The organism is Rhizobium sp. CCGE 510 (assembly GCF_000292525.1).
GTDB lineage: Bacteria > Pseudomonadota > Alphaproteobacteria > Rhizobiales > Rhizobiaceae > Rhizobium.
In genome coordinates, this window is sequence record NZ_AEYF01000055.1 from 233,024 (window position 1) to 252,579 (window position 19,556).

19 protein-coding genes and 2 pseudogenes are annotated in these 19,556 nt (G+C 62.1%); 5 read left to right on the plus strand and 16 right to left on the minus strand.

The window, feature by feature from the left end; all coding sequences use genetic code 11:
* Positions 1 to 151 precede the first annotated feature (151 nt).
* The 6 genes from RCCGE510_RS31965 to RCCGE510_RS31990 are packed head-to-tail and all read right to left on the minus strand — an operon-like array spanning position 152 to position 7,383.
* Positions 152 to 1,441 carry an amidohydrolase family protein gene (locus RCCGE510_RS31965; RefSeq protein WP_007637397.1) on the minus strand — a complete coding sequence of 430 codons (1,290 nt, stop codon included), beginning with the start codon at positions 1,439 to 1,441 and terminating at the stop codon, positions 152 to 154.
* Positions 1,442 to 1,466: 25 nt separating this feature from the next.
* On the minus strand, positions 1,467 to 2,411 hold the full coding sequence (locus RCCGE510_RS31970) for an ABC transporter permease (RefSeq protein WP_007637413.1): 945 nt from the start codon (positions 2,409 to 2,411) through the stop codon (positions 1,467 to 1,469).
* Entirely contained in the window at positions 2,408 to 3,457 is a 1,050-nt protein-coding gene (locus RCCGE510_RS31975) for an ABC transporter permease (protein WP_007637415.1), read from the minus strand. The genes RCCGE510_RS31970 and RCCGE510_RS31975 overlap by 4 nt, the downstream gene beginning before the upstream one ends.
* The gene (locus tag RCCGE510_RS31980; RefSeq protein WP_007637416.1) at positions 3,447 to 4,979 is read right to left on the minus strand and encodes an ABC transporter ATP-binding protein; all 1,533 of its coding nucleotides are present in this window, start codon (positions 4,977 to 4,979) and stop codon (positions 3,447 to 3,449) included. Before RCCGE510_RS31980 ends, RCCGE510_RS31975 begins: the two co-directional genes overlap by 11 nt.
* The gene (locus RCCGE510_RS31985; protein ID WP_007637417.1) at positions 4,976 to 6,388 is read right to left on the minus strand and encodes an amidase; all 1,413 of its coding nucleotides are present in this window, start codon (positions 6,386 to 6,388) and stop codon (positions 4,976 to 4,978) included. The genes RCCGE510_RS31980 and RCCGE510_RS31985 overlap by 4 nt, the downstream gene beginning before the upstream one ends.
* 8 nt (positions 6,389 to 6,396) lie before the next feature.
* Positions 6,397 to 7,383 (minus strand): BMP family protein, encoded by a 987-nt coding sequence (locus tag RCCGE510_RS31990; RefSeq protein WP_007637418.1) that lies wholly within the window; start codon positions 7,381 to 7,383, stop codon positions 6,397 to 6,399.
* A 335-nt stretch (positions 7,384 to 7,718) separates the two neighbouring features.
* On the opposite strand from RCCGE510_RS31990, the gene RCCGE510_RS31995 reads away from it, so the two are divergent.
* The 3 genes from RCCGE510_RS31995 to RCCGE510_RS32005 are packed head-to-tail and all read left to right on the plus strand — an operon-like array spanning position 7,719 to position 9,882.
* On the plus strand, positions 7,719 to 8,339 hold the full coding sequence (locus RCCGE510_RS31995) for a CDP-alcohol phosphatidyltransferase family protein (protein WP_037080624.1): 621 nt from the start codon (positions 7,719 to 7,721) through the stop codon (positions 8,337 to 8,339).
* A complete protein-coding gene (locus tag RCCGE510_RS32000; protein WP_007637424.1) occupies positions 8,336 to 8,956 on the plus strand; it encodes a lysophospholipid acyltransferase family protein in 621 nt (206 codons plus the stop codon). The genes RCCGE510_RS31995 and RCCGE510_RS32000 overlap by 4 nt, the downstream gene beginning before the upstream one ends.
* The gene (locus tag RCCGE510_RS32005) at positions 8,953 to 9,882 is read left to right on the plus strand and encodes a phosphatidate cytidylyltransferase (RefSeq protein WP_007637426.1); all 930 of its coding nucleotides are present in this window, start codon (positions 8,953 to 8,955) and stop codon (positions 9,880 to 9,882) included. The genes RCCGE510_RS32000 and RCCGE510_RS32005 overlap by 4 nt, the downstream gene beginning before the upstream one ends.
* Before the next feature lie 27 nt (positions 9,883 to 9,909).
* Here RCCGE510_RS32005 and RCCGE510_RS32010 read toward each other — a convergent pair whose 3' ends face one another.
* From RCCGE510_RS32010 to RCCGE510_RS35010, 4 genes are all read right to left on the minus strand, one after another.
* Positions 9,910 to 10,236, minus strand: a complete 327-nt coding sequence (locus RCCGE510_RS32010; RefSeq protein WP_037080627.1) for a chaperone modulator CbpM — start codon at positions 10,234 to 10,236, stop codon at positions 9,910 to 9,912.
* A 2-nt stretch (positions 10,237 to 10,238) separates the two neighbouring features.
* Positions 10,239 to 11,153, minus strand: coding sequence for a J domain-containing protein (locus tag RCCGE510_RS32015; RefSeq protein WP_007637430.1), 915 nt, complete (start codon positions 11,151 to 11,153; stop codon positions 10,239 to 10,241).
* Positions 11,154 to 11,245: 92 nt separating this feature from the next.
* Positions 11,246 to 11,713 carry a universal stress protein gene (locus RCCGE510_RS32020; protein WP_007637432.1) on the minus strand — a complete coding sequence of 156 codons (468 nt, stop codon included), beginning with the start codon at positions 11,711 to 11,713 and terminating at the stop codon, positions 11,246 to 11,248.
* Positions 11,714 to 11,720: 7 nt separating this feature from the next.
* A complete protein-coding gene (locus tag RCCGE510_RS35010; protein ID WP_157179976.1) occupies positions 11,721 to 11,879 on the minus strand; it encodes a hypothetical protein in 159 nt (52 codons plus the stop codon).
* Positions 11,880 to 11,923: 44 nt separating this feature from the next.
* Between RCCGE510_RS35010 and RCCGE510_RS32025 the strand changes: the two genes are divergently transcribed.
* Complete coding sequence (locus RCCGE510_RS32025; protein WP_007637433.1) at positions 11,924 to 12,775, plus strand: NAD(P)-dependent oxidoreductase; 852 nt, start codon at positions 11,924 to 11,926, stop codon at positions 12,773 to 12,775.
* Positions 12,776 to 12,806: 31 nt separating this feature from the next.
* Here RCCGE510_RS32025 and RCCGE510_RS32030 read toward each other — a convergent pair.
* Positions 12,807 to 13,096: pseudogene (locus RCCGE510_RS32030) on the minus strand (type II toxin-antitoxin system RelE/ParE family toxin).
* Positions 13,093 to 13,341: a type II toxin-antitoxin system ParD family antitoxin gene (locus RCCGE510_RS32035; protein ID WP_007637435.1), complete on the minus strand. Its 249-nt coding sequence runs from the start codon at positions 13,339 to 13,341 to the stop codon at positions 13,093 to 13,095. The pseudogene RCCGE510_RS32030 and the gene RCCGE510_RS32035 overlap by 4 nt, the downstream one beginning before the upstream one ends.
* A gap of 210 nt (positions 13,342 to 13,551) precedes the next feature.
* On the opposite strand from RCCGE510_RS32035, the pseudogene yghU reads away from it, so the two are divergent.
* Positions 13,552 to 14,423: pseudogene (gene yghU / locus RCCGE510_RS32040) on the plus strand (glutathione-dependent disulfide-bond oxidoreductase).
* Between the two features lie 84 nt (positions 14,424 to 14,507).
* Here the strand turns inward: yghU and RCCGE510_RS32045 are convergent.
* From RCCGE510_RS32045 to RCCGE510_RS32060, 4 genes are read right to left on the minus strand one after another with little or no spacing between them, the layout of a single operon-like run.
* Positions 14,508 to 16,022, minus strand: a complete 1,515-nt coding sequence (locus tag RCCGE510_RS32045; RefSeq protein ID WP_007637437.1) for an ABC transporter substrate-binding protein — start codon at positions 16,020 to 16,022, stop codon at positions 14,508 to 14,510.
* 19 nt (positions 16,023 to 16,041) lie between these two features.
* A complete protein-coding gene (locus RCCGE510_RS32050; RefSeq protein WP_007637438.1) occupies positions 16,042 to 17,751 on the minus strand; it encodes an ABC transporter ATP-binding protein in 1,710 nt (569 codons plus the stop codon).
* Positions 17,748 to 18,599 carry an ABC transporter permease gene (locus RCCGE510_RS32055; RefSeq protein WP_007637439.1) on the minus strand — a complete coding sequence of 284 codons (852 nt, stop codon included), beginning with the start codon at positions 18,597 to 18,599 and terminating at the stop codon, positions 17,748 to 17,750. The genes RCCGE510_RS32050 and RCCGE510_RS32055 overlap by 4 nt, the downstream gene beginning before the upstream one ends.
* Entirely contained in the window at positions 18,596 to 19,534 is a 939-nt protein-coding gene (locus RCCGE510_RS32060; RefSeq protein ID WP_007637441.1) for an ABC transporter permease, read from the minus strand. Before RCCGE510_RS32060 ends, RCCGE510_RS32055 begins: the two co-directional genes overlap by 4 nt.
* Positions 19,535 to 19,556 lie beyond the last annotated feature (22 nt).

The window sequence follows — 19,556 nt, forward strand, 5'->3', positions numbered from 1 at the left end:
GCCGGCTGTAGATACTCGGGTAAGCCCGAGCATGACGAAAGAGGAGTTGGCCGGCCTTTGTCAGCAGTCTGGCGGGTCGCAGCTTTGCAGCCCCATATTGCTGACTCCAATCTAAAGCCACTCCCGTAGGCCGGCAAGCCTCCGCCGCCTCTCAATAATGAGGCACGTAATCCAGACCCCCATCGATCCGTGCCGGGCGACCATCCAGGAAGAGTTCGCCGATGCGCGGCGCCGAGCGGGCGATAACCTTTCCGCGACGGATCACCGCCAGCCGGTTCGGCTTCAGCCGCAGCGCTTCCAGCGTGTCGCTGGCCTGGAGGATGACGAGGTCGGCGTTGCACCCCTTTTCGAGACCATAGCCCGCAAGCCCCATCGTCTTCGCCGAATTGACGGTCAGCGCGTCGAAGATTTTCTTCTTGTCGTCAATGCCGGCCATCTGCGCCACATGGATCGCCATATGGCCGACCTCCAGCATGTCGCCCGATCCCATCGAGTACCAGGGGTCCATGACGCAGTCGTGCCCGAAGGAAACGTTGAGCCCGGCATCCATCAACTCCCTGACGCGGGTCATGCCGCGGCGTTTCGGATAGGTGTCGTGCCGGCCCTGCAGCATGATGTTGATCAGCGGATTGGGGATGACGTTGATCTCGGCCTCCGCCATCAGCGGGATGAGCTTGGAGACATAATAATTGTCCATCGAATGCATCGAGGTCAGATGCGAGCCGGCAACACGCCGCTGCAAGCCGAAGCGGATGGTTTCGGCAGCCAGCGTCTCGATATGGCGCGAGAGCGGATCGTCGGTTTCATCGCAATGCATATCGACCGGCAGGCCCCGATCGGCGGCGATGCGGCAGAGCGCCTCGACCGACGCCGTACCTTCACCCATCGTCCGTTCGAAGTGGGGAATGCCGCCGACGATATCGACACCCATGTCGAGGGCGCGGTTGAGCGCGTCTATTGCGCCCCGCGAGCGGTAATAACCATCCTGGGGAAAGGCGACCAGCTGCAGATCGATATAGGGCGCGACCTTTTCGCGAACCTCGATCATCGCCTCGACGGTCACCAGTCTGGAATCGCTGATGTCGACATGGCTGCGAATGAAGAGCAACCCCTGCGTCACCGCCAGATCGCAATAGCGCAGCGCGCGATCGACCAGTTCCTCCTTCGTCACGATCGGGCGCAGTTCTCCCCAGAGCGCGATGCCTTCGAGCAGCGTGCCGGAGACGTTCATGCGCGGCAGGCCGAGCGACAGGGTGGCGTCCATATGGAAATGCGGATCGACGAAGGGCGGGCTGACCAGCCGGCCTGTCGCGTCGATTTCCTCCCCCGCCTGCGCCTGGAGATTGCGCTCGACAGCGACGATCCTGCCGTTCTGGATGCCGATATCGATACCCTTTCGGCCATCGGCGAGATTTGCATTTCTGACAATCAGATCGAACATCGGAGCCTCATTGGACAGAAGTGGTTTAGCGTTCGCCGCGGCGATAGGGCTGCATCAGCGCCTGCGGAACGCGGGCGCGGCGGGCCATGACGGCAAGGGCGGCAATGGAGAGGATATAGGGCGTCATCAGGAAGAGCTGATAGGGGACGAGCCCGCTCAGCGCGGTTTGCAGCCGAAGCTGGAAGGCGTCGAAGAAGGCGAAGAGCAGGGCGCCGAACAGCGCGCGGCCGGGCCGCCAGGAGGCGAACACGACGAGCGCGATGCAGATCCAGCCGCGCCCCTGCACCATGGTCGGGAAGAAACTGTTGAATGCCGAGAGTGTCAAAAAGGCGCCGCCCATTCCCATCAGCGCGCTTCCGGCGATCACCGCGCCATAGCGCACCTTCATTGGATTGACGCCCTGGGCTTCCGCCGCATGCGGATTTTCACCGGTCATACGGATCGCAAGCCCCACCGGTGTGCGAAAGATGATGTAGGCCATCAGCAGGGCGATAATGATCGCGAGATAGGTCGGCGCCGTCTGCGTGAAGAAAGCCGGCCCGATGAAAGGCAGGGTCGACAAGCCCGGGATGGCGATCGGCTGGAACGGCACGATGGTGGGTGGCGTATTGGCAAGCGGCACGATCAGCCGGAAGACATAGTAGCTGAAGCTGGAGGCAAACAGCGTGACGCCAAGGCCGGAGACATGCTGGGAGAGGCCCAGCGTCACCGTGAGGCCCGCATGCAGCAGGCCGAAGACGCCGCCAGCTATGCCAGCAATCAGCAGGCCGGTCCAGAGATCGGCGCCGTGATAAACGGAAAGCCAGCCGATCATCGCGCCGAAGGTCATTATGCCTTCGATGCCGAGGTTGAGCACGCCGGCCCGCTCACAGAGCAAGGCGCCGAGCGTGCCGAAAATCAGCGGCGTGGCGATCCGCAGGATTGCCGCCCACAGCCCTGCGGAAGCAATGATGTCGAACAGCTGCATCATCGCCGGATCCTGTACTGGGTGAAGAACAACGCGATCAGCATCGTCAACAGTGACAAGGCCACCGTGACATCGGCGATATAGGTGGGGATGCCGAGGCCCCGGCTCATGCCGTCCGCGCCCACAAACATCGTGGCCGTGAAAATGGCGGCGACGACGACACCCAGGGGATTGAGGTTGGCGAGCATGGCGACAACAATACCTGCATAGCCGAAACCCGGCGACAGGTCGGTCGTCACGTAACCCTTGACCCCCATCACCTCGATCGCTCCCGCCAGCCCCGCGAGCCCGCCGGACAGGCAGGCGACTTTCACCAAGGTTTTGCCGAGCGGCACACCGGCGAAGATCGCACCGGTGGGATTGAGGCCGGCGGCGCGCGACTGCATCCCGAACACCGTACGGGACTGGACAAAATGGACGACGACAGCCAGCACGATCGCGATCGTAAAGCCAATATGCAGGCGTGAGCGGGCGATTAGCTTCGGCAACATGGCATGATCGCTGACCGATTGCGACTGCGGCCAGCCGAAGGCAAGCGGGTCCTTGAGAACGCCGTCGATCAGCATCGAGACGAAGAGTACGGCTATGAAGTTCAGCAACAGGCTGGTGACGACCTCATCGACCGAGAAGCGCAGCCTGAGCCAGAGGGGAATGAGAATGAGCACCATGCCGGCAATGGCGCCGATCAGCAGCAGGAGCGGAATGAGAATGGGTGCCGACAGATCGCCGAGCAGTTTCGAACTCGCCGCGGCAACGGCGATGGCGCCAAGATAAAATTGGCCCTCGGCGCCTATATTCCAGAGCCGCGCCCGGAAAGCGACGGCGGCGGCAAGCCCCGTCAGCATCAGCGGCGTTGCCCGCGTCAGCGTTTCGGTCGCCGACAGCCGCGAGCCGAAAGCACCGATCACGATACGCCAATAGGCATCGAGCACCGGCGCGCCGGCAATGGCGATCAAGATGCCCGCCAGCGCCAGCGCGGCGATGACCGCGATGACGGGCGTGACGATCAACAGATAAAGCGGACGGTGTTCGCGGCGCTCAAATCGCATGGCCGGCCTCGTGGGTCTCTTGCCATTCGCCAGCCATCATCAGCCCTAGCCTGCGAGCATCGGCATCTTCGGCCTCGACGGGCGGGGACAGGCGGCCACCGACGATTGCCTGGATGCGATCGGCGAGCGCGATCACCTCGTCGAGATCTTCGGAGATCAGCAGCACGGCGGCACCCTGCCGGCGGGCTTCGAGCAGGCGCGCGTGTACGGCCGCCACTGCCCCTTCGTCGAGTCCCCGTGCAGGCTGCGCGGCGATCAGGATGCGCGGCCGCCGATGCAGGTTGCGGCCGAGAATGAGCTTCTGCATATTGCCGCCGGAGAGCAGCCGAGTGCGAATGGCGGGGCCGCCGCCGCGAACATCGAACCCGTCGATGATCTCTTTCGCGAAGGCCATGCCGGCCTTGCGGTTGACAAGACCGAGGCGCGAGAAGGCCGGTGAGGCGAGGCGCTCCAACACGGCATTTTCCCAGATCGCCATCTCGCCGATCACGCCCTCCTCGTTGCGGTCTTCAGGAATGCGGCCGATACCGGCGTCGACGACATCGGCGACGCCGAGATCACCGACGACTTCCCCGAACAGCAGAAGATCGCCACCGCTGCGGGCCAGTGTGCCGGAGAGAAGGTGCGCCAACGCCGCCTGGCCATTGCCCGAAACGCCGATGATGCCGAGGATCTCGCCCTGGTGCAGCCGAAACCTGATCGACTTAAGCCTTTCGATGCCGGCGATGCGCACCGTGACATCGGCGGCTTCGAGCGCAATCGCGCCGGGCGTCGATGGCTCGCGCACGGGCCGCATCACGCGGCGGCCGACCATCAGTTCGGCGAGTTCCGCCTTGCTGGTTTCAGACGCCTTGCGTTCGGCGACCATCTTGCCGCCGCGCAGCACGACGATGCGGTCGGCTGCAGCCATCACCTCGTCGAGCTTGTGGGAGATGAAGATCAGCGACAGGCCCTGGCGGGCCATCTCCTTCAAGGTCGCGAACAGCCGGTCGGCCTCGATATTGGTCAATACCGCCGTTGGCTCGTCGAGGATCAGAATGCTGGCATCGTTATAGAGCGCCTTCAGGATTTCCACTCGTTGCTGCTCGCCGACCGACAAGTCGCCAATACGGGCATCAGGATCAACCTTGAGGCCGAAGCGCTCGGAAATTGCCAGGAGCTTCTTTCGCGCCGTTGATGTTTCAGAGCGCCAGGCCCACAGGCTTTCGGCACCGGTCATGACATTATCGAGAACGGTGAGATTGGGTGCGAGCGAGAAGTGCTGATGCACCATGCCGACGCCGGCGCGGATCGCCGCCCGCGGCTTGCCCTGCGGCACCTCCATTCCCTCGATCAGAATCCGGCCGGCATCGGGCATGTAGTGGCCGAAAAGGATGCTCATCAGCGTGGTCTTGCCGGCGCCGTTTTCGCCGAGCAGAGCGACGACCTCACCCCTGGCAAGCGTCATGGAGATATCGTCATTGGCAAGATTGCCGCCGAAGCGCTTGCTGACGCCGATAATCTCCATCACAGGTCCGGTCATGACAGCGATCCTGCGACCGGAAAACGGTGCTGCCATCGCGCCTCGGCTTCCAGGCGTGCGGCAAACGACAGCAGGCGCAGCTCGTGACCCATCGGCGCCATCATCTGCACCGGCAGTGGCATGCCATGCTCATCCTGTCCAAAAGGCAGCGTCAAAGCAGGAAAACCCGAAATATTGGCGAGGCAGGCAAGCGGCGCGAATGCCGTCATCCGCTCGAGATGCAGATCCGTGTCGCCATGATCGGACGGAAAGGAGCCGATCGCAAGAGGTGCAGACGAGAGCATCGGCATCAGGATGCAATCGACCCTGTCGAACAGCGCCCAGAGGTTATGGCTCACCAGGATGGCGTCGTTCAGCGTATTCCAGAGCATGGTGGCAGGAAGCGCCCGCCCGCGCGCCGCGAAAGCCTGGGTCAGAGGCTCGGCCATGCTTTCATCAAGAGCCGCCGCCACGATCAGCGCCGCAAGGTTGACGGAGACGATATCGGCGAAGGCGCGGCCGCTGGCAGCGACGCTCCATTCGAACTCGGCCCAGCTCAGCGGAACGATCTCGTGTCCGTCGCTCTCGAGGGCACGAGCCGCGTCCTCAACGGCTACGAGCCGATCGCCCTCGGTCGGGTGAACTGATCCGGTATCGGCCAGCAGGCCGATCCGCAAACGGCCGTTGCCGATATCGACAGGAGAAGGATCCGCAAAGGGCCCTCGTGAATTACGGCTCAGCCTATCGAATATCCGCGCGGTATCCCGCACCGAGCGGCAAACCGCCAGTTCGCTGGCGATCCCGCCGAGGTGGTTGCCGAAGGATGGTCCGCCCGGCATGGCGCCGCGTGTCGGCTTCATTCCGACAAGGCCGCAGCAGGCTGCGGGAACGCGGATCGAGCCGCCGGCATCGGTGGCATGCGCAATGGCAACGATCCCGGCGGCCACCGCCGCTGCCGCTCCACCGGAAGAGCCGCCTGCGGTCCGGGCCGGATCGAGCGGATTGCGGCAGATTGGTCCGATGACCGGTTCGCTGGCAAGCGACAGGCCGAATTCAGGGCTCGTCGTCAGACCGAACAGACAAAAGCCGGCGTCGCGGAAACGGGAAGCGAGATCGGAATCCGCTTCGCCGCCTTTTCGTTCGAAGAGGCGGGACCCGGCCGCTACCGGCAGACCGGCGAAAGGCCCACCCAGATCCTTCGCCAAGGCCGGCACGCCGGCAAAAGGCCGCGTAGCGAAGCGTTTGGGTTCGCTCCGCCGTTCCCTGTCGCTGTTGTTCGCCGAGGCGAGACCCATGGCGGCATCGAGATAGGCAATGGCGCCGAGCGGCTCGTGCCGCGCAGCCGCGTCAAGAGAGGTCCGCATCACTTCTACAGCGCTCAGGCTGCCATGCCTGATCGCTGCCGCCAGGCCCGTTGCATCGCCCTGCATGAGACGAATTACTTCGGCTCGTCCATCATCTTCGGAACTTCGAAGGTGCCGGCCTTGATCTCCGCCCGCTTGGCTTCCATCGCAGCCTCGGCATCAGCGGGCGCCACACCCTTGACGAAGACGATATCGCTGCCGCCTTCCTTCATCAGGCCGTAAGACGTGTAGTTCCTGCCGACCGGCTTTCCGGCAGCGACATCGGCGATCGCAGCGTTGAGGATCGGGCGGAAATACCACATGGCGTTGGCAAACACCGTATCCGGATAGCGCGGCGTATAATCGATCAGCGAACCGACAGATTTGATGCCGCGCTCCTTGGCGGCATCGGCCGTGCCGATGCGCTCGCCGAACAGGATGTCGGCGCCGGCATCGATCTGGGCAAGACCGGCTTCTCGCGCCTTCGGCGGATCGAAGAAGGTGCCGATGAACGAGACGAGGTGCTTGGCGTCGGGATTGACGGCCTTGACGCCGGCCGCAAACGCATTGATCAGCATGTTGACCTCAGGGATCGGAATGGCGCCGACCGAACCGACAACATTCGACTTGGTCATTTTGCCGGCCAGCATGCCGGCAAGATAGGCGCCGTCATAGTTCCAAGTACCGAAGACGCCGAAGTTGTCGCCGGCCTGCTCACCGCTCGAGCCCAGCACGAAAGCCGTATCGGGATAATCGGCTGCGACCTGCCTGGCCTCTTTTTCCACCGCGTAGGCTTCGCCGATGATCAGCTTGTTGCCCTGCTCGGCATATTCGCGCATGGCGCGCGGATAATCGGTGCCGGAGACACCTTCGGAGAAGACGTATTCGATGGCACCGTCCTTGGCTGCGTCCTGCAGGGCCTTATGCAGACAGGAGTTCCAGGCATTTTCGACCGGCGACGCATGAATGCCGGCAACCTTCAGCGGCGCGGCAGCTCTCGCCAGCGGCGCAAAGCCGCTCACCCCGAGCGCAATGCCCGACGCGATCACTGCGCGGCGTGAAATCAGGATGTCTTTGGTCATTGACTGCTCCCCTTTTTTTTACCGTTTGGTTCAAAAATCATAGGTAGCGCCCAAAAATGTGTCAAGCATCGAATGGGCTTAAAAATCAGGCTGTTCCGATCCATTGCCCCGATCCTTCGGCCGATTTTCCGAACTGGTATGGTGTCGCGGCTTGGCCGAAGAACGGCGGCATGGCGCACACAGCCGCCGGCTTCTTAAGCGGCCGACGCACGACGTTGAAAAACGCGCTCTTTCCGGGTCAACGAGAGTGACCCTGGGGCGAATATACAGAGCGCGACGGCTTGGCGCGACGACATTGGCAGGATATGCAAGGAGATCGGGTTGGGGAAATGAAAATGGGGCAAGAAGGGGACGCCTCGCGGCGGCCGATCGCGAGCCGGTCGTCGTCCTGGGCGATCGGTATGAGCGCATGGCTGGCGCGCACCGGCGTTACGCCGAACGGCATTTCGTTGCTGTCGATCCTGTTTGCCGGCATCGGCGCGACACTGATCCTGCTCACGGCACATCCGATTGCGCTGATCAGCGCGGCGATCACGGTGCAACTGCGGCTCGTCTGCAACCTGCTTGACGGGATGGTCGCGATCGAAGGCGGCAAGAAGACCAAGAGCGGGCCGATCTACAACGAATTCCCCGACCGGATCGCCGACAGCCTGCTGCTTATCGCCGCCGGCTATGCCTGCGGCTTTGCCTGGCTTGGTGCGCTGCTCGCAGCACTCACCGCCTATATCAGGGTCTTCGGCGGAGCGGTCGGCCTTCCCCAGGACTTCAGCGGCATCATGGCCAAGCAGCGCCGCATGGCGGTGCTGACGATGGGTCTCGTTGCCCAAAGCATCGAGACGCTGATATCCGTCAGCCATTGGTCGCTGATCCTGGCCTCGGCCATCATCGCAGCCGGCAGCCTGGTCACCTGTATCACGCGCACGAAAACGCTTGCCCGCTCGCTGGAGAGATTATGATCGCGCTCATTCGTCGCCTTCTCGTGCTGTTCGTCCGTATCATGGTCGGCGCCCGAAGCGAATGGCGGGGCTGTGCGCCCGACACTCGCCGCCGCATTTACTTCGCCAATCACAACAGCCATGTCGACACGGTCGCCGTCATGGCAGCCCTGCCGTATCAGGTGCGGCGGCTGACCCATCCGGTTGCGGCGCGCGATTATTGGGGGAAGAACGCCTTTCGGCGCTTTATTGCGGAGAAGGGCCTGCGCGCCGTCCTGATAGACCGCAAGCCGCTGCCCGACAGCAATCCGCTGGCGCCGATCGAGCGCCTGCTGGAGGAGGGGCGCTCGGTGCTGATCTTTCCGGAGGGGACAAGAAGCGCCACCGAGGAAATCGCCCCATTCCGCAGCGGCATCTATCGCCTGGCCTGCCGTTTCCCCGATGTCGATCTGGTGCCGATTCATCTCGACAATCTTCAGCGCATCCTGCCCAAAGGAAGCATGCTGATCGTCCCGATCACCTGCACGGCGCGCTTCGGCAAGCCGCTGCGCGTCGAACCGGGCGAAGGTAAGGACGCCTTCCTGGCCCGCGCCCGTGCCGCGGTCATCGAGCTCGCGGACGGGGGACACATCGCATGACCAGCCTCTTCTCCATCGCGCTTGCCGCGATCCTCGGCTTGCTTGCCGTCGCCTCCGCGATCGGCTTTGTTCTCAAGCGACGCGCGACCGAGCCCGGTTCCATCGCCACCGTCCAGAACCTCAATGCCCGCATCCGCTCCTGGTGGATCATGGTCGCTGTGTTCGGCGGCGCGATCCTGCTTGGCGAGACGGCGACGGTCATCCTGTTCGCATTTCTATCCTTCATGGCGCTCCGCGAATTCTGGACGCTGACACCGTCGCGGCGCGGCGATCACTTGGCGCTGTTCCTATCCTTTTTCGTGGTCCTGCCGGTGCATTACGTGCTGCTCGGGACCGAGTGGTACGGTCTCTTTGCGATCTTCATCCCGGTCTATGCCTTCCTGATCCTGCCGGCAGTGGCGACCTTGACCGGTGACGTCAACGAATTCCTGGCGCGCAGCGCCAGGGTGCAATGGGGATTGATGCTGACGGTCTATTCGATCAGCCATGCCCCGGCCCTCCTGATGCTGCAGACCGGCACACCGTCGGCACTTTTGCTGGTCTATCTGGTCATCGTCGTGCAGCTCAGCGACGTCTTCCAGTATGTCTGGGGCAAGCTCTTGGGAAAGCATCGCTTCTCGCCGAACATCAGTCCATCGAAGACGCTCGAAGGCCTGATTGGAGGCGGCGCCTCGGCCATCCTTGTGGGAACGCTGCTCTATCGCCTGACGCCGTTTTCGCCTCTGCAGGCGGCAGCCGTCAGCACGGTCATCGTCATCGCCGGCTTCTTCGGCGGCTTCGTGCTCTCGGCGATCAAGCGCGACCTCAACGCCAAGGACTGGGGCTATGTGATCGAGGGACATGGCGGCGTGCTCGACCGCCTGGACTCCATAACTTTCGCCGCACCGCTGTTCTTCCACATCGTCCGCTATTGGTTCACCACCTGAGGCGGATATCCGAAAGCATGCGGCCGATCATTCAACCCGGTCGATGTCTTCGAGGCTCTCGAACAGCCGGCGCTGAACCTCGCGCTCCTGCCTGCCGATAGCCGTCATCAGCTTGCCCATCGTTCCCCTCAGGTCATACAACTGGTCGATCAGGTCAATGACGACATCGACGCCGGCTTCGTTGACCCCCATGTCGCCCATCAGATCCTGAATGAGCCTGGCGCGGGCAACGTCGGCGTCGCGAAACCATCGTCTTTCGCCTGATGTCTCGGGGATCAACCAGCCCTGTTCGATCCAGAAATCGAGCTGGACGACGTCGATTTTCAAGTAAAGACGGAATTCGAGATCATCCATGATCAAGCCTCCATGTTCTTTCTCGGATCGTATGGATGCGCCGCCTCCCATTCCTTCATCAGGGACGTCAGCCGTTCGTCGGGATTGTCGGGCAGCACGATCTTCAGGGACACATAGACGTCGCCATGCCCGCCGCCGCGGTTGGCAACGCCTTTGCCCTTGAGACGCAGGACCTTGCCGGTGTTCGAATGAGGCGGCAGCGTCAGGTTGACAGGTCCCGACGGTGTCGGCACGCGGACCTTACCGCCGAGCACCGCCTCGCCAAGCGAGATCGGCAGTTCCAGGCGGATGTCGTCGCCGTCCCGCGTGAAGAAGCGGTGAGGGCTCACGCGGATCTCGATGAGGGCATCGCCCGGCGGCCCGCCTCCAATGCCCGGCTCGCCCTTGCCGCGCAGCCGCAAGGTCTGGCCGTCGCGGGTTCCGGGCGGGATCTGCACATCGAGCTGCGGCCCGTCCGGCAGCTTGACCTCGGTCCTGGTGCCGCTGATGGCCTCAAGAAAGTCGACCTGCATGGAGAACCGCCGATCCTGGCCTTGACTGCGCATCCTGCTGCCGCCGGCGCGGCGCGAAAAGAAATTGGCGAAGGAATTGTCGGCATCGCCGAAATCGGCAAAACCGGCACTGTTGCGATAGGGATCGCCAGGGCCGCTCTTCGAGGCATAGTCACGGTAATAATTGCGCTGCGCTCGCTCGGCGCCTGTTATATCGATCTCGCCGCGGTCGAAACGCCCGCGTTTTTCCTCGTCGCTCAAGATCTCGTAGGCGGTCGAAATTTCCTTGAACCTTTCCTCGGCCTTTTTGTCGCCAGGGTTAAGGTCGGGGTGAAGTTTCTTGGCGAGCTTGCGAAAGGCGCTTTGGATGTCCTTTTGCGACGCATCCCGCTTCACACCCAGAAGCTCGTATGGATCCTGGCTCATGCATATCTCCGGTCAGGGCAGGCGATACTGCCGATTGGCTTGCGGGAAATATAGGTTCTCAGACCGTCGCCGGGGAGGGGCGGCCGCGAAGGTTAGAGCGCCAGCGCGTCTTCTTCCTGAGGAGCCGAGCCTTCATGCGCTTGATCGGGCCGCCGGTCGATGAGAACCGAGCATCCGGCGTGACGCACGACCTTGTCGACGATCGAGGAGAAGACGTAATCGGTGATATCCGCCACATGGGATGAAAGCAGGATGAGATCGGCTGATCTCTCCCTGGCGGCCGACACGAGCACGGAGGCGGCAAGGCCGATGCGAACCTCGACTGTCGCCGGAATGGCGAGCTCCTTGCAGAGCGAAACAAGTTTCCTCTCGGCATCGACGATAGCGGTCGTCTCGAATTCCTCGGGAAGGCCAGCCAGGTGACGGTGAGGGATGGTCTCGATGGCATGCATGACGACGATGCTTCCGCCTTCGTCCACGAGCCCGGCCGCCCGGCGCAGGAGACGGATTGCCGTCTGCCGGGAGCCCATCCCGATGCCGCAGATGATCGTTCGATACATTCAATCCTCACACGCAAATGGTCGCACCGATCATACCGGCATCGACCGTTTCTGTTTTGACCGATATCAAACAGAAACGCTGAAGTATCGCAATGATCGCGTCCAGGAAGGGGCCGTTCGCTTCAAAATAGAATTTTGGGTTCGTCACGATTGACGGCATGGCCATCAGCAATAGCTCTATCGTGACGTCGTCACCCCATCGAGGTTTACATGCAGACTTTTGCAATCATCGGAGCGGGCGCAATGGGAAGCGCGGTCGCCAAACGGCTGGTCGACCACGGCGCAACCGTGCTGACCTATCTCGAAGGCCGCAGCGAACAGACGATCGCGCGGGCTAAGGCGGTCGGTATGGTGCCGGTCGGCCGCCAGGAACTAGCGAAGGCCGCGCTGATCCTGTCGATCGTCCCGCCGGCGGAAGCGATCGGGGTTGCCGGGCTCGTCGCGGAGATATCGTCGGAGGTGCTGGCGCCGCCGCCGTTCATCGACCTCAACGCGATCGCGCCGAAAACCATGCAGGCAGTGGCGGCACGGTTCGGCGGCAGCGGTGTGGAGGTGCTGGATGGTGCGATCATCGGCGGGCCGCCGGTTTCCGGCAAATCAGGTCCGACCCTCTATATCAGCGGCGATACAGCGGCGCGAACCAGGCTGCTCGAAGATTGCGGCCTTAGGATCCGCAGGCTCGATGGGCCGCTCGGCGCGGCGTCGGCCCTGAAGATGTGTTATGCCGGCATCAACAAGGGCTTTGTCGGCCTTGGCACCGCAATGCTGCTCGCTGCATCCCGTTCCGGCGCTGCCGAAAGCCTGAAGGCCGAACTCGCCGAAAGTCTTCCGGACGTCGACCGCAAACTGTCGAGATCCATTCCGGACATGTATCCGAAAGCCTATCGATGGGTTGCCGAAATGCAGGAGATCGCCGATTTCCTCGGAGAGGATGATCCAGCGGCGGGAATGTTTCGGGGCATGGCTGATGTTTTCTCCAGGCTGGCTGACGACGTCGAGGGCAGCCGCGTGCTCGTCGCGCAACTGGACGCAATTATTGCGCGGCCGGAAAGCTGCGACTGACCGCAATAGTCAAGCGATCCACGCAGCAGCCTTACAGGTGTTCGGCTACGTCCATTCTTTGATGAAGGATGCGTACGACGGTGATCTGGCCCGCATCATTACTTTTGAAATACAGAAGATGAGAGCCAACGAAGGCCTTTCTGTACCCTTTCCGATATCTGAGGGACGGCTCATCCGTGTCCCCTCCGCCAGTTCGTGACAGGCGTCTCTTATGTCCTGAATGTAACGCTCTGCTTGATCGACATTCCAACTGGTCGCCGTGTGATCCCAAATCTTGTCAATATCGGTTTGCGCGACGGGGGAAAATATGATGCCTGTCATTTCGCCTTGAACGTCGCCCGTTTGCGAGCGTTAAACGCATCGAAGTCGAAGGGCGTGGCAGGGCCGGATTCCTCGCCTTTTATCAAGGCGTCCTGTAATGTCCTCACTTTGGCTTCGTGTTCTTCAAGTAGGCGAAGGCCAGCCCGAACAAGGTCAGTGGCTGAACCATAGCGGCCAGCTCGAACTTGCGTATCGATGAAGCTGGCGAAATGGTCGCCGAGCGATATGGACGTATTTCTGGCCACGCTGAATCTCCTTTGAGCCAAATGTACCAATTTTTGGTACACAACAAAGCCGGGTCTTCACAGCGTGAATCTGATCCCTGGCCAACTCTGACGATTGTGTGAAGCCATCCCGACCCCTCTGACAAACCGCGCCGCCTCTGCTATGTCAGGAAAAATGCGGCGGCCAAATTGGCGCCGCGATCGATACGATCAATGCCAGGAGTTTGAAAGATGAGCGGTTCTTCCGAGTATACCCCCAGGTCTGGACCTGGAACAAGGCGAATGGCGGCCAATTCGCCAGCATCAACCGCCCGATAGCAGGACCGACGCATGAGAAGAAACTCCCGATCGGTCGCCATCCGCTGCAGCTCTATTCACTCGGAACGCCGAACGGTCAGAAGGTCACAATCATGCTCGAGGAGCTGCTGGCGCTTGGCCATGGCGGCGCCGAGTACGATGCCTGGCTGATCAGGATCGGCGATGGCGACCAGTTCGGCAGCGATTTCGTCAAGATCAATCCCAATTCGAAGATCCCGGCGCTGATGGACCGCAGCGGCGAAAAGCCGATCCGCGTCTTCGAATCCGGTGCCATCCTGACTTATCTCGCCGAAAAGTTCGGCGCCTTCCTGCCGACCGAGCCGGCTGCCCGCGCCGAATGCCTGTCATGGCTGTTCTGGCAGATGGGAAGCGCACCCTATCTCGGCGGCGGTTTCGGCCATTTCTACGCCTATGCGCCGACGAAGATCGAATACGCCATCGACCGTTTCGCCATGGAAGTGAAGCGTCAGCTCGACGTGCTTGATCGTCGCCTCGCCGAAAGCGAGTATCTGGCGGGCAGCCAATATACGATCGCCGATATTGCCGTCTGGCCTTGGTATGGCGGCCTGGTGAAGGGCTTGACCTATGGAGCCGCTGAATTCCTGCAGGTCGAGGACTATAAGAACGTCCAGCGCTGGGCCGACGCGATCGGCGACCGCCCGGCCGTAAAACGCGGGCGAATGGTCAACCGTACCTCCGGCGAGCCCTCGAGCCAGTTGCACGAGCGTCACGACGCCAGCGATTTCGACACCAGGACGCAGGACAAGCTTGCGGCCGCCGAGTAAGCAAGCGGCATCAGCCACTTGATGCAACAATAAACGAGGCTCCGCCGCCCTTACGGCGGCGGAGCATCTGCATGCTGCCGGAACTCAGTTCTTGACCGTATCCTCCAGGAAGAACCGGCCGAGCGGGTTCTGGTAGAAGTTCTCGATATTCTTCCGCGTGACGTTGATATAGGGGCTGTAATAAAGGTCGATCCAGTTGACGTCGTCCTTGGCCATCTTCTGCAGATCGACATACATCTCCTGGCGCTTCTTCGGGTCAAGCTCCAGACGCGCCTTGGCGACCAGTTCCTTCACCGCCTCGTTCTTGTAATGGGTCGAATAGTTGTTGTTGGAATCGTGGCCCAGCACGAAGGTGGTCTTCTGGTCCGGATCGAGAATGTCGTTGGTCCAGTAGTTGACCGAGACGTCGTAGTCGCCGGCAACGATCATATCCCATTCCTGGCTCGGATCGACCTTCTGCAGATTGGCGGTGATGCCGGCTTTCTGCAACTGCTGCTGGACCAGCACGGCCGTCTGTTCATCGACTTCGTCGCCGGCTCGGACCAGATAATTCAGCGTCAGATCGGAGGCGCCGGCCGCGGCCAACATCTCCTTGGCCTTCGCAGGATCGTAGGGCCGCTGCAGATTGTCGGCGTAATAATAGAGCGCGCCCTTGGGAATGTAGGAATTGGCGACCGTGCCCTGGCCGAAGGTGACGGTATCGACGATCGCCTTCTTGTCGATCGCAAGATCCAGTGCCTGGCGGACTTCCTTCTTGCCGAGCGCGCCATGTGCATGGTTGATCAGCAGATGATCCTCGCGGGTCGAGGCATCGGTATCGACATTGAGGTTCGGGTCCTTCTTCAGCTCCTCGACACGGGAGAAGGGAACGAAAATCGCAGCATCCAGCTCACCGGCCTGAACGTTCAGCATGCGGGTATTGTCGTCGGGCACGGAGATCCATTCGACGCCGTCGAGCTTGACGCGGTCGGCCTGCCAGAAGTTCGGGTTCTTTTTCAAGATGATACGGTCGCCGCGGCGCCATTCCTCGACGGTGAAGGCGCCGGATGCGATCGGCTTTTCGGCATAGGCGTCGGCACCAAGCGATTCCATGCCCTTCTTGGAGATGACCGAAGCATTTGGCAGCGCTAGCGTCGAAAGGAACGGCGCGGACGGGTTCTTGAGCTTGATCGTCAGCGTATGCGCATCGGTGGCAACCGCCGTGTCGATCACCTTGTAGGAATCGCTCCAGAGCGAGGCAGCATCGTCGCGGATGCGCAACAGACTGAAGGCGGCGTCTTCTGCCGTCAGCGGCGAACCGTCGGAGAATTTCGCGTCGCGGATCTTGAACGTGTAGGTCAGTCCGTCGTCCGAGGCAGTCCAGCTTTCGGCAAGACCCGGCTCCAGTTTCGTGCCTGTCTTGTCGACACGGATCAGCACGTCGTAGACGTTGGAAAACACCCAGTTGTCGATGTTCTGCGCGGTCTTGATCGGATCGAATGTCGTCGAATCTTCACGGCGGCCGATGGTCAGCACACCAGCGGCCTCGGCGTAGCTTGCGCTGAGCGTCAGGCCGGCGAGCAAGGCTGCAAGCCCGATTGATTTCCATCTGTTTGTCATGAATTCGTTCCCTTCGTTGTTATGGCATGCGTTTGATGGGCTGGATCGGTATCGATTGCCGATCGTCCCGGCCGCCTGTGCCTTGCAGCAGCGGCTTATCAGGATCGATGTCGGGAATGGCGGCGATCAGCGCCGCCGTATAAGCATGCCTCGGCCGCGCGAAGACCTCTTCGGAGCGGCCTTCTTCGACAATCTCGCCGCGATACATCACGACGACGCGTTCGCAGAGATTGCGGACGATCGCCAGATCATGGGCGATGAAGATCAGTGTGAGATTCATCTTCGCCGTGAGTTCGCGGAAGAGTTCGATGATCTGCGCCTGGATGGTGACGTCGAGGGCGGCGACGCATTCGTCGGCGATGATCAGCTTCGGATCGACGGCGAGCGCGCGGGCGATACCGGCACGCTGGCACTGACCGCCGCTCATGCTGCGCGGTTTGCGGCCAGCGAATTCACGTTCGAGGCCGACGAGATCGAGCAGCGCGTCGATCCGCGCCGGGATATCGGCCTTGGCGACCTTTCCGTGCACCTTCAGCACCTCGGCCAGCATCTGCCCGATCGTCAGCCGTGGATTGAGCGCATTGTAGGGGTCCTGGAAGACCATCGCCGTTTCACGCCGGAGTTTTGCCAGGCCGGCGCGCTTCTGTAGCGCCAGATCGACGCCGTCGAAGGTGACATGCCCTGAGGAAAGCGGCGTGAGACCGAGCACGGCGCGGGCCAGCGTGCTCTTGCCGCTGCCGGACTCGCCGACGATGCCGACCGTCTCGCCCGGCATGATCTGCAGGCTGACGCCGGCAACGGCGCTGACTGTCTTGGCACCGCCCTTGAACAGGCTGCCGCCGGCTCTGAAACGCACGTGCAGATCGTCGATTTCGAGCAGTGGTCTCGCGGGCGGGCGGGTCTCGGCAATTTCCAACAGCGGCAGCGGCGTCGCGCCGGGCAGGGAAGGGTGGCTGCTGATCAGGTTGATTGTATAGGGATGCTGCGGCCGCACCAAGATCGTCCGCTTCGGCCCCTCTTCGATCAGCTTGCCGCCGCGCAGCACGGCGATGCGGTCGCAAGTCTGGGCGACGATACCGAGATCGTGGGTAATCAGAATGATTGACAGCCCGCGCCGGTCGCGAATCTCCATCAACAGCCGCAGGATCTGCGCCTGGATGGTCACGTCGAGCGCCGTCGTTGGCTCGTCGGCGATCAGGATCTTCGGGTTGCAGGACAGCGCCACGCCGATCATCGCCCGCTGCCGCATACCGCCGGAAAACTCGTGCGGATAGCTGTCATACTGGCGCCTCGGATCGGGGAAGCCGACCTGCGCCAGGATTTCCGTTGCTGCCGCGCGTGCCTCGCGGGCGCCGAGGCCCTGATGGTAGCGAATGCCCTCGGCGATCTGATCGCCGATCCGCATCACCGGGTCGAGATGGCTGGTCGGGTTCTGGAAGATCATGCCGATCTCGCCGCCGCGCACCTTCAGCATCTCGCCATCGTCGACCCGCATGAGGTCGCGTCCTTCAAGCAGCACAGAGCCGCTGTCGATCTTCAGCAGCGACGAGGGCAGCAAGCGCACCAGCGAACGGCAAAACAGGCTCTTGCCCGAGCCGCTCTCGCCGACAAGACCGAGGATCTCGCCCTTGCCGAGATCGAGCGAGACCGCATCGAGCAGCGTGCGCGGGCCGGAATCGAGAAGCGCCCTGACGGTGAGATCACGCACGGACAGCACGGAGCCGCTCATTCATGCACCCCCAGCAGTTCGCCAAGCGCATCGCCCAGCATGCTGAAGCCGAAAGCGAGGCAGACGATGGAGAGGCCGGGAAACAGCGTGATCCACCAGGCAGTGGTGATGAAGCTCTGTCCTTCCGCGACCATGACACCCCATTCGGCCACTGGCGGCTGAACGCCGAGGCCGAGATAGCTGACGGCGGCGCCGCTGAGCAGAACCAGCGTCGCATCGGACATCGAAAAGACGATCGAACCGGCGACCGCATTCGGCAGCAGGTGGCGGAACATGATGCGCGAGCGGCTAAAGCCGAGGCTGACGGCGGCAACGGCATAGTCGCTGCCTTTCAGCACCAGCATCTGCGCCCGGATCAGCCGCGCATAGGAAACCCAGCCGACCAGCGCCATGGCGATATAGAAACTGCCGAGGCCCGGGCCGAGGATTGCGATGATCGACAGCATCAGCACGAGGAAGGGGAAGGCGAGAATGATATCGACGAGGCGCATGAACAGCGCATCGACGATGCCGCCGAAGAAGCCGGCAATCGTGCCAACGGTCGTGCCGATCAGGAAGGGGAAGATGACGCCGATCAGCGCCATCTGCAAGTCGAGGCGCGCCCCCCAGATGACGCGGGAGAGAATATCACGGCCGAAATTGTCGGTGCCGAACGGATGCAACAAGGAAGGTGCCTGCAAGCGCACCTCGGCATTCTGCAGGATCGGGTCGTAGGGCGCGACAATAGGTGCGGCGATCGCCAGCAGCACGAAAAACAGCAGCAAGCCGGCACCGACGGCAAGCATCGGCCGCCGGCCGAAGAACCGGCGCCAGCCGGGGGATGCGGGGGCGATCGTCTCGACGCTCATAGCCTCACCCTCGGATCAACGGTGACGGTGACGATGTCGGCGATGAAGTTTATGAGCACGGTGGCGCAGGCAAAGACCATGGCAACGCCCTGGACCACCATGTAGTCGCGCGAAAAGATCGCCCTGACGAGCAGCTGGCCCATGCCGGGCAGCGCAAAGACGCTCTCGACCACCACCGTGCCGCCGATCAGCCAGCCGATGTTGACGGCGAGCAGGTTGATCGTCGGCACCAGCGAATTCGGCAGCACATGCCGCCAGAAGACGATCCCCTCCGGCATGCCGCGGGCGCGCGCCGCCGTCGCGACATCCGATTTCAACTGCTCGATCATCGCCGCCCTCAGGCTGCGCGTCAGCACGGTCGAGAGCGACAGCGCGACCGTCAGGCTCGGCAGTACGAGATGCGACAGCTTTTCGCCGATCGTCGCACCATAACCCGAGACCGGCAGCACGCCGAGTTCGACGCTGAAGAGGATGATCAGCATCAGTCCCAGCCAGAAGGGCGGAAAACCGATGCCGAAGGTCGAGACGATGCGCACCGCATGATCCGGCGCCCGGCCGGCATTGCGCGCGGCGATCGCCGACATCGGCACCGCAATCAGCACCGAAAGCACGACGCTGGAGACGACGAGCGCGAGTGTCGGTTCGATGCGGGTGACGATCAGCTTCAACACGTCGATCTTGTAAAGGATCGATTTGCCCATCTCGCCATTGGCGAGGTTCTTGAGGAAATAGACATATTGCAGCCACATTGGCTGATCGAGGCCGTATTGTGCACGGATGCTGGCAAGCGCTGCCGGCGTGGCGCGCGTGCCGAGGATGTTGCGTGCCGGATCGCCGGGGATCAGCCGGACCAGAATGAAAGTGATGACGCTGATGCCGAAGATGACCGGCAGGAACTGCAGCGGCCGGGTCAGAACGAATTTATAGCGATGCATGACGGCGATCGCCCCTCTTTCT

Bases quoted from the DNA above. Each gene is read 5' to 3' on its own strand.
- RCCGE510_RS31965 (WP_007637397.1), bottom strand. From the start codon at position 1,441: ATGTTCGATCTGATTGTCAGAAATGCAAATCTCGCCGATGGCCGAAAG.
- RCCGE510_RS31970 (WP_007637413.1), bottom strand. From the start codon at position 2,411: ATGATGCAGCTGTTCGACATCATTGCTTCCGCAGGGCTGTGGGCGGCA.
- RCCGE510_RS31975 (WP_007637415.1), bottom strand. From the start codon at position 3,457: ATGCGATTTGAGCGCCGCGAACACCGTCCGCTTTATCTGTTGATCGTC.
- RCCGE510_RS31980 (WP_007637416.1), bottom strand. From the start codon at position 4,979: ATGACCGGACCTGTGATGGAGATTATCGGCGTCAGCAAGCGCTTCGGC.
- RCCGE510_RS31985 (WP_007637417.1), bottom strand. From the start codon at position 6,388: ATGCAGGGCGATGCAACGGGCCTGGCGGCAGCGATCAGGCATGGCAGC.
- RCCGE510_RS31990 (WP_007637418.1), bottom strand. From the start codon at position 7,383: ATGACCAAAGACATCCTGATTTCACGCCGCGCAGTGATCGCGTCGGGC.
- RCCGE510_RS31995 (WP_037080624.1), top strand. From the start codon at position 7,719: ATGGGGCAAGAAGGGGACGCCTCGCGGCGGCCGATCGCGAGCCGGTCG.
- RCCGE510_RS32000 (WP_007637424.1), top strand. From the start codon at position 8,336: ATGATCGCGCTCATTCGTCGCCTTCTCGTGCTGTTCGTCCGTATCATG.
- RCCGE510_RS32005 (WP_007637426.1), top strand. From the start codon at position 8,953: ATGACCAGCCTCTTCTCCATCGCGCTTGCCGCGATCCTCGGCTTGCTT.
- RCCGE510_RS32010 (WP_037080627.1), bottom strand. From the start codon at position 10,236: ATGGATGATCTCGAATTCCGTCTTTACTTGAAAATCGACGTCGTCCAG.
- RCCGE510_RS32015 (WP_007637430.1), bottom strand. From the start codon at position 11,153: ATGAGCCAGGATCCATACGAGCTTCTGGGTGTGAAGCGGGATGCGTCG.
- RCCGE510_RS32020 (WP_007637432.1), bottom strand. From the start codon at position 11,713: ATGTATCGAACGATCATCTGCGGCATCGGGATGGGCTCCCGGCAGACG.
- RCCGE510_RS35010 (WP_157179976.1), bottom strand. From the start codon at position 11,879: ATGGCCATGCCGTCAATCGTGACGAACCCAAAATTCTATTTTGAAGCG.
- RCCGE510_RS32025 (WP_007637433.1), top strand. From the start codon at position 11,924: ATGCAGACTTTTGCAATCATCGGAGCGGGCGCAATGGGAAGCGCGGTC.
- RCCGE510_RS32045 (WP_007637437.1), bottom strand. From the start codon at position 16,022: ATGACAAACAGATGGAAATCAATCGGGCTTGCAGCCTTGCTCGCCGGC.
- RCCGE510_RS32050 (WP_007637438.1), bottom strand. From the start codon at position 17,751: ATGAGCGGCTCCGTGCTGTCCGTGCGTGATCTCACCGTCAGGGCGCTT.
- RCCGE510_RS32055 (WP_007637439.1), bottom strand. From the start codon at position 18,599: ATGAGCGTCGAGACGATCGCCCCCGCATCCCCCGGCTGGCGCCGGTTC.
- RCCGE510_RS32060 (WP_007637441.1), bottom strand. From the start codon at position 19,534: ATGCATCGCTATAAATTCGTTCTGACCCGGCCGCTGCAGTTCCTGCCG.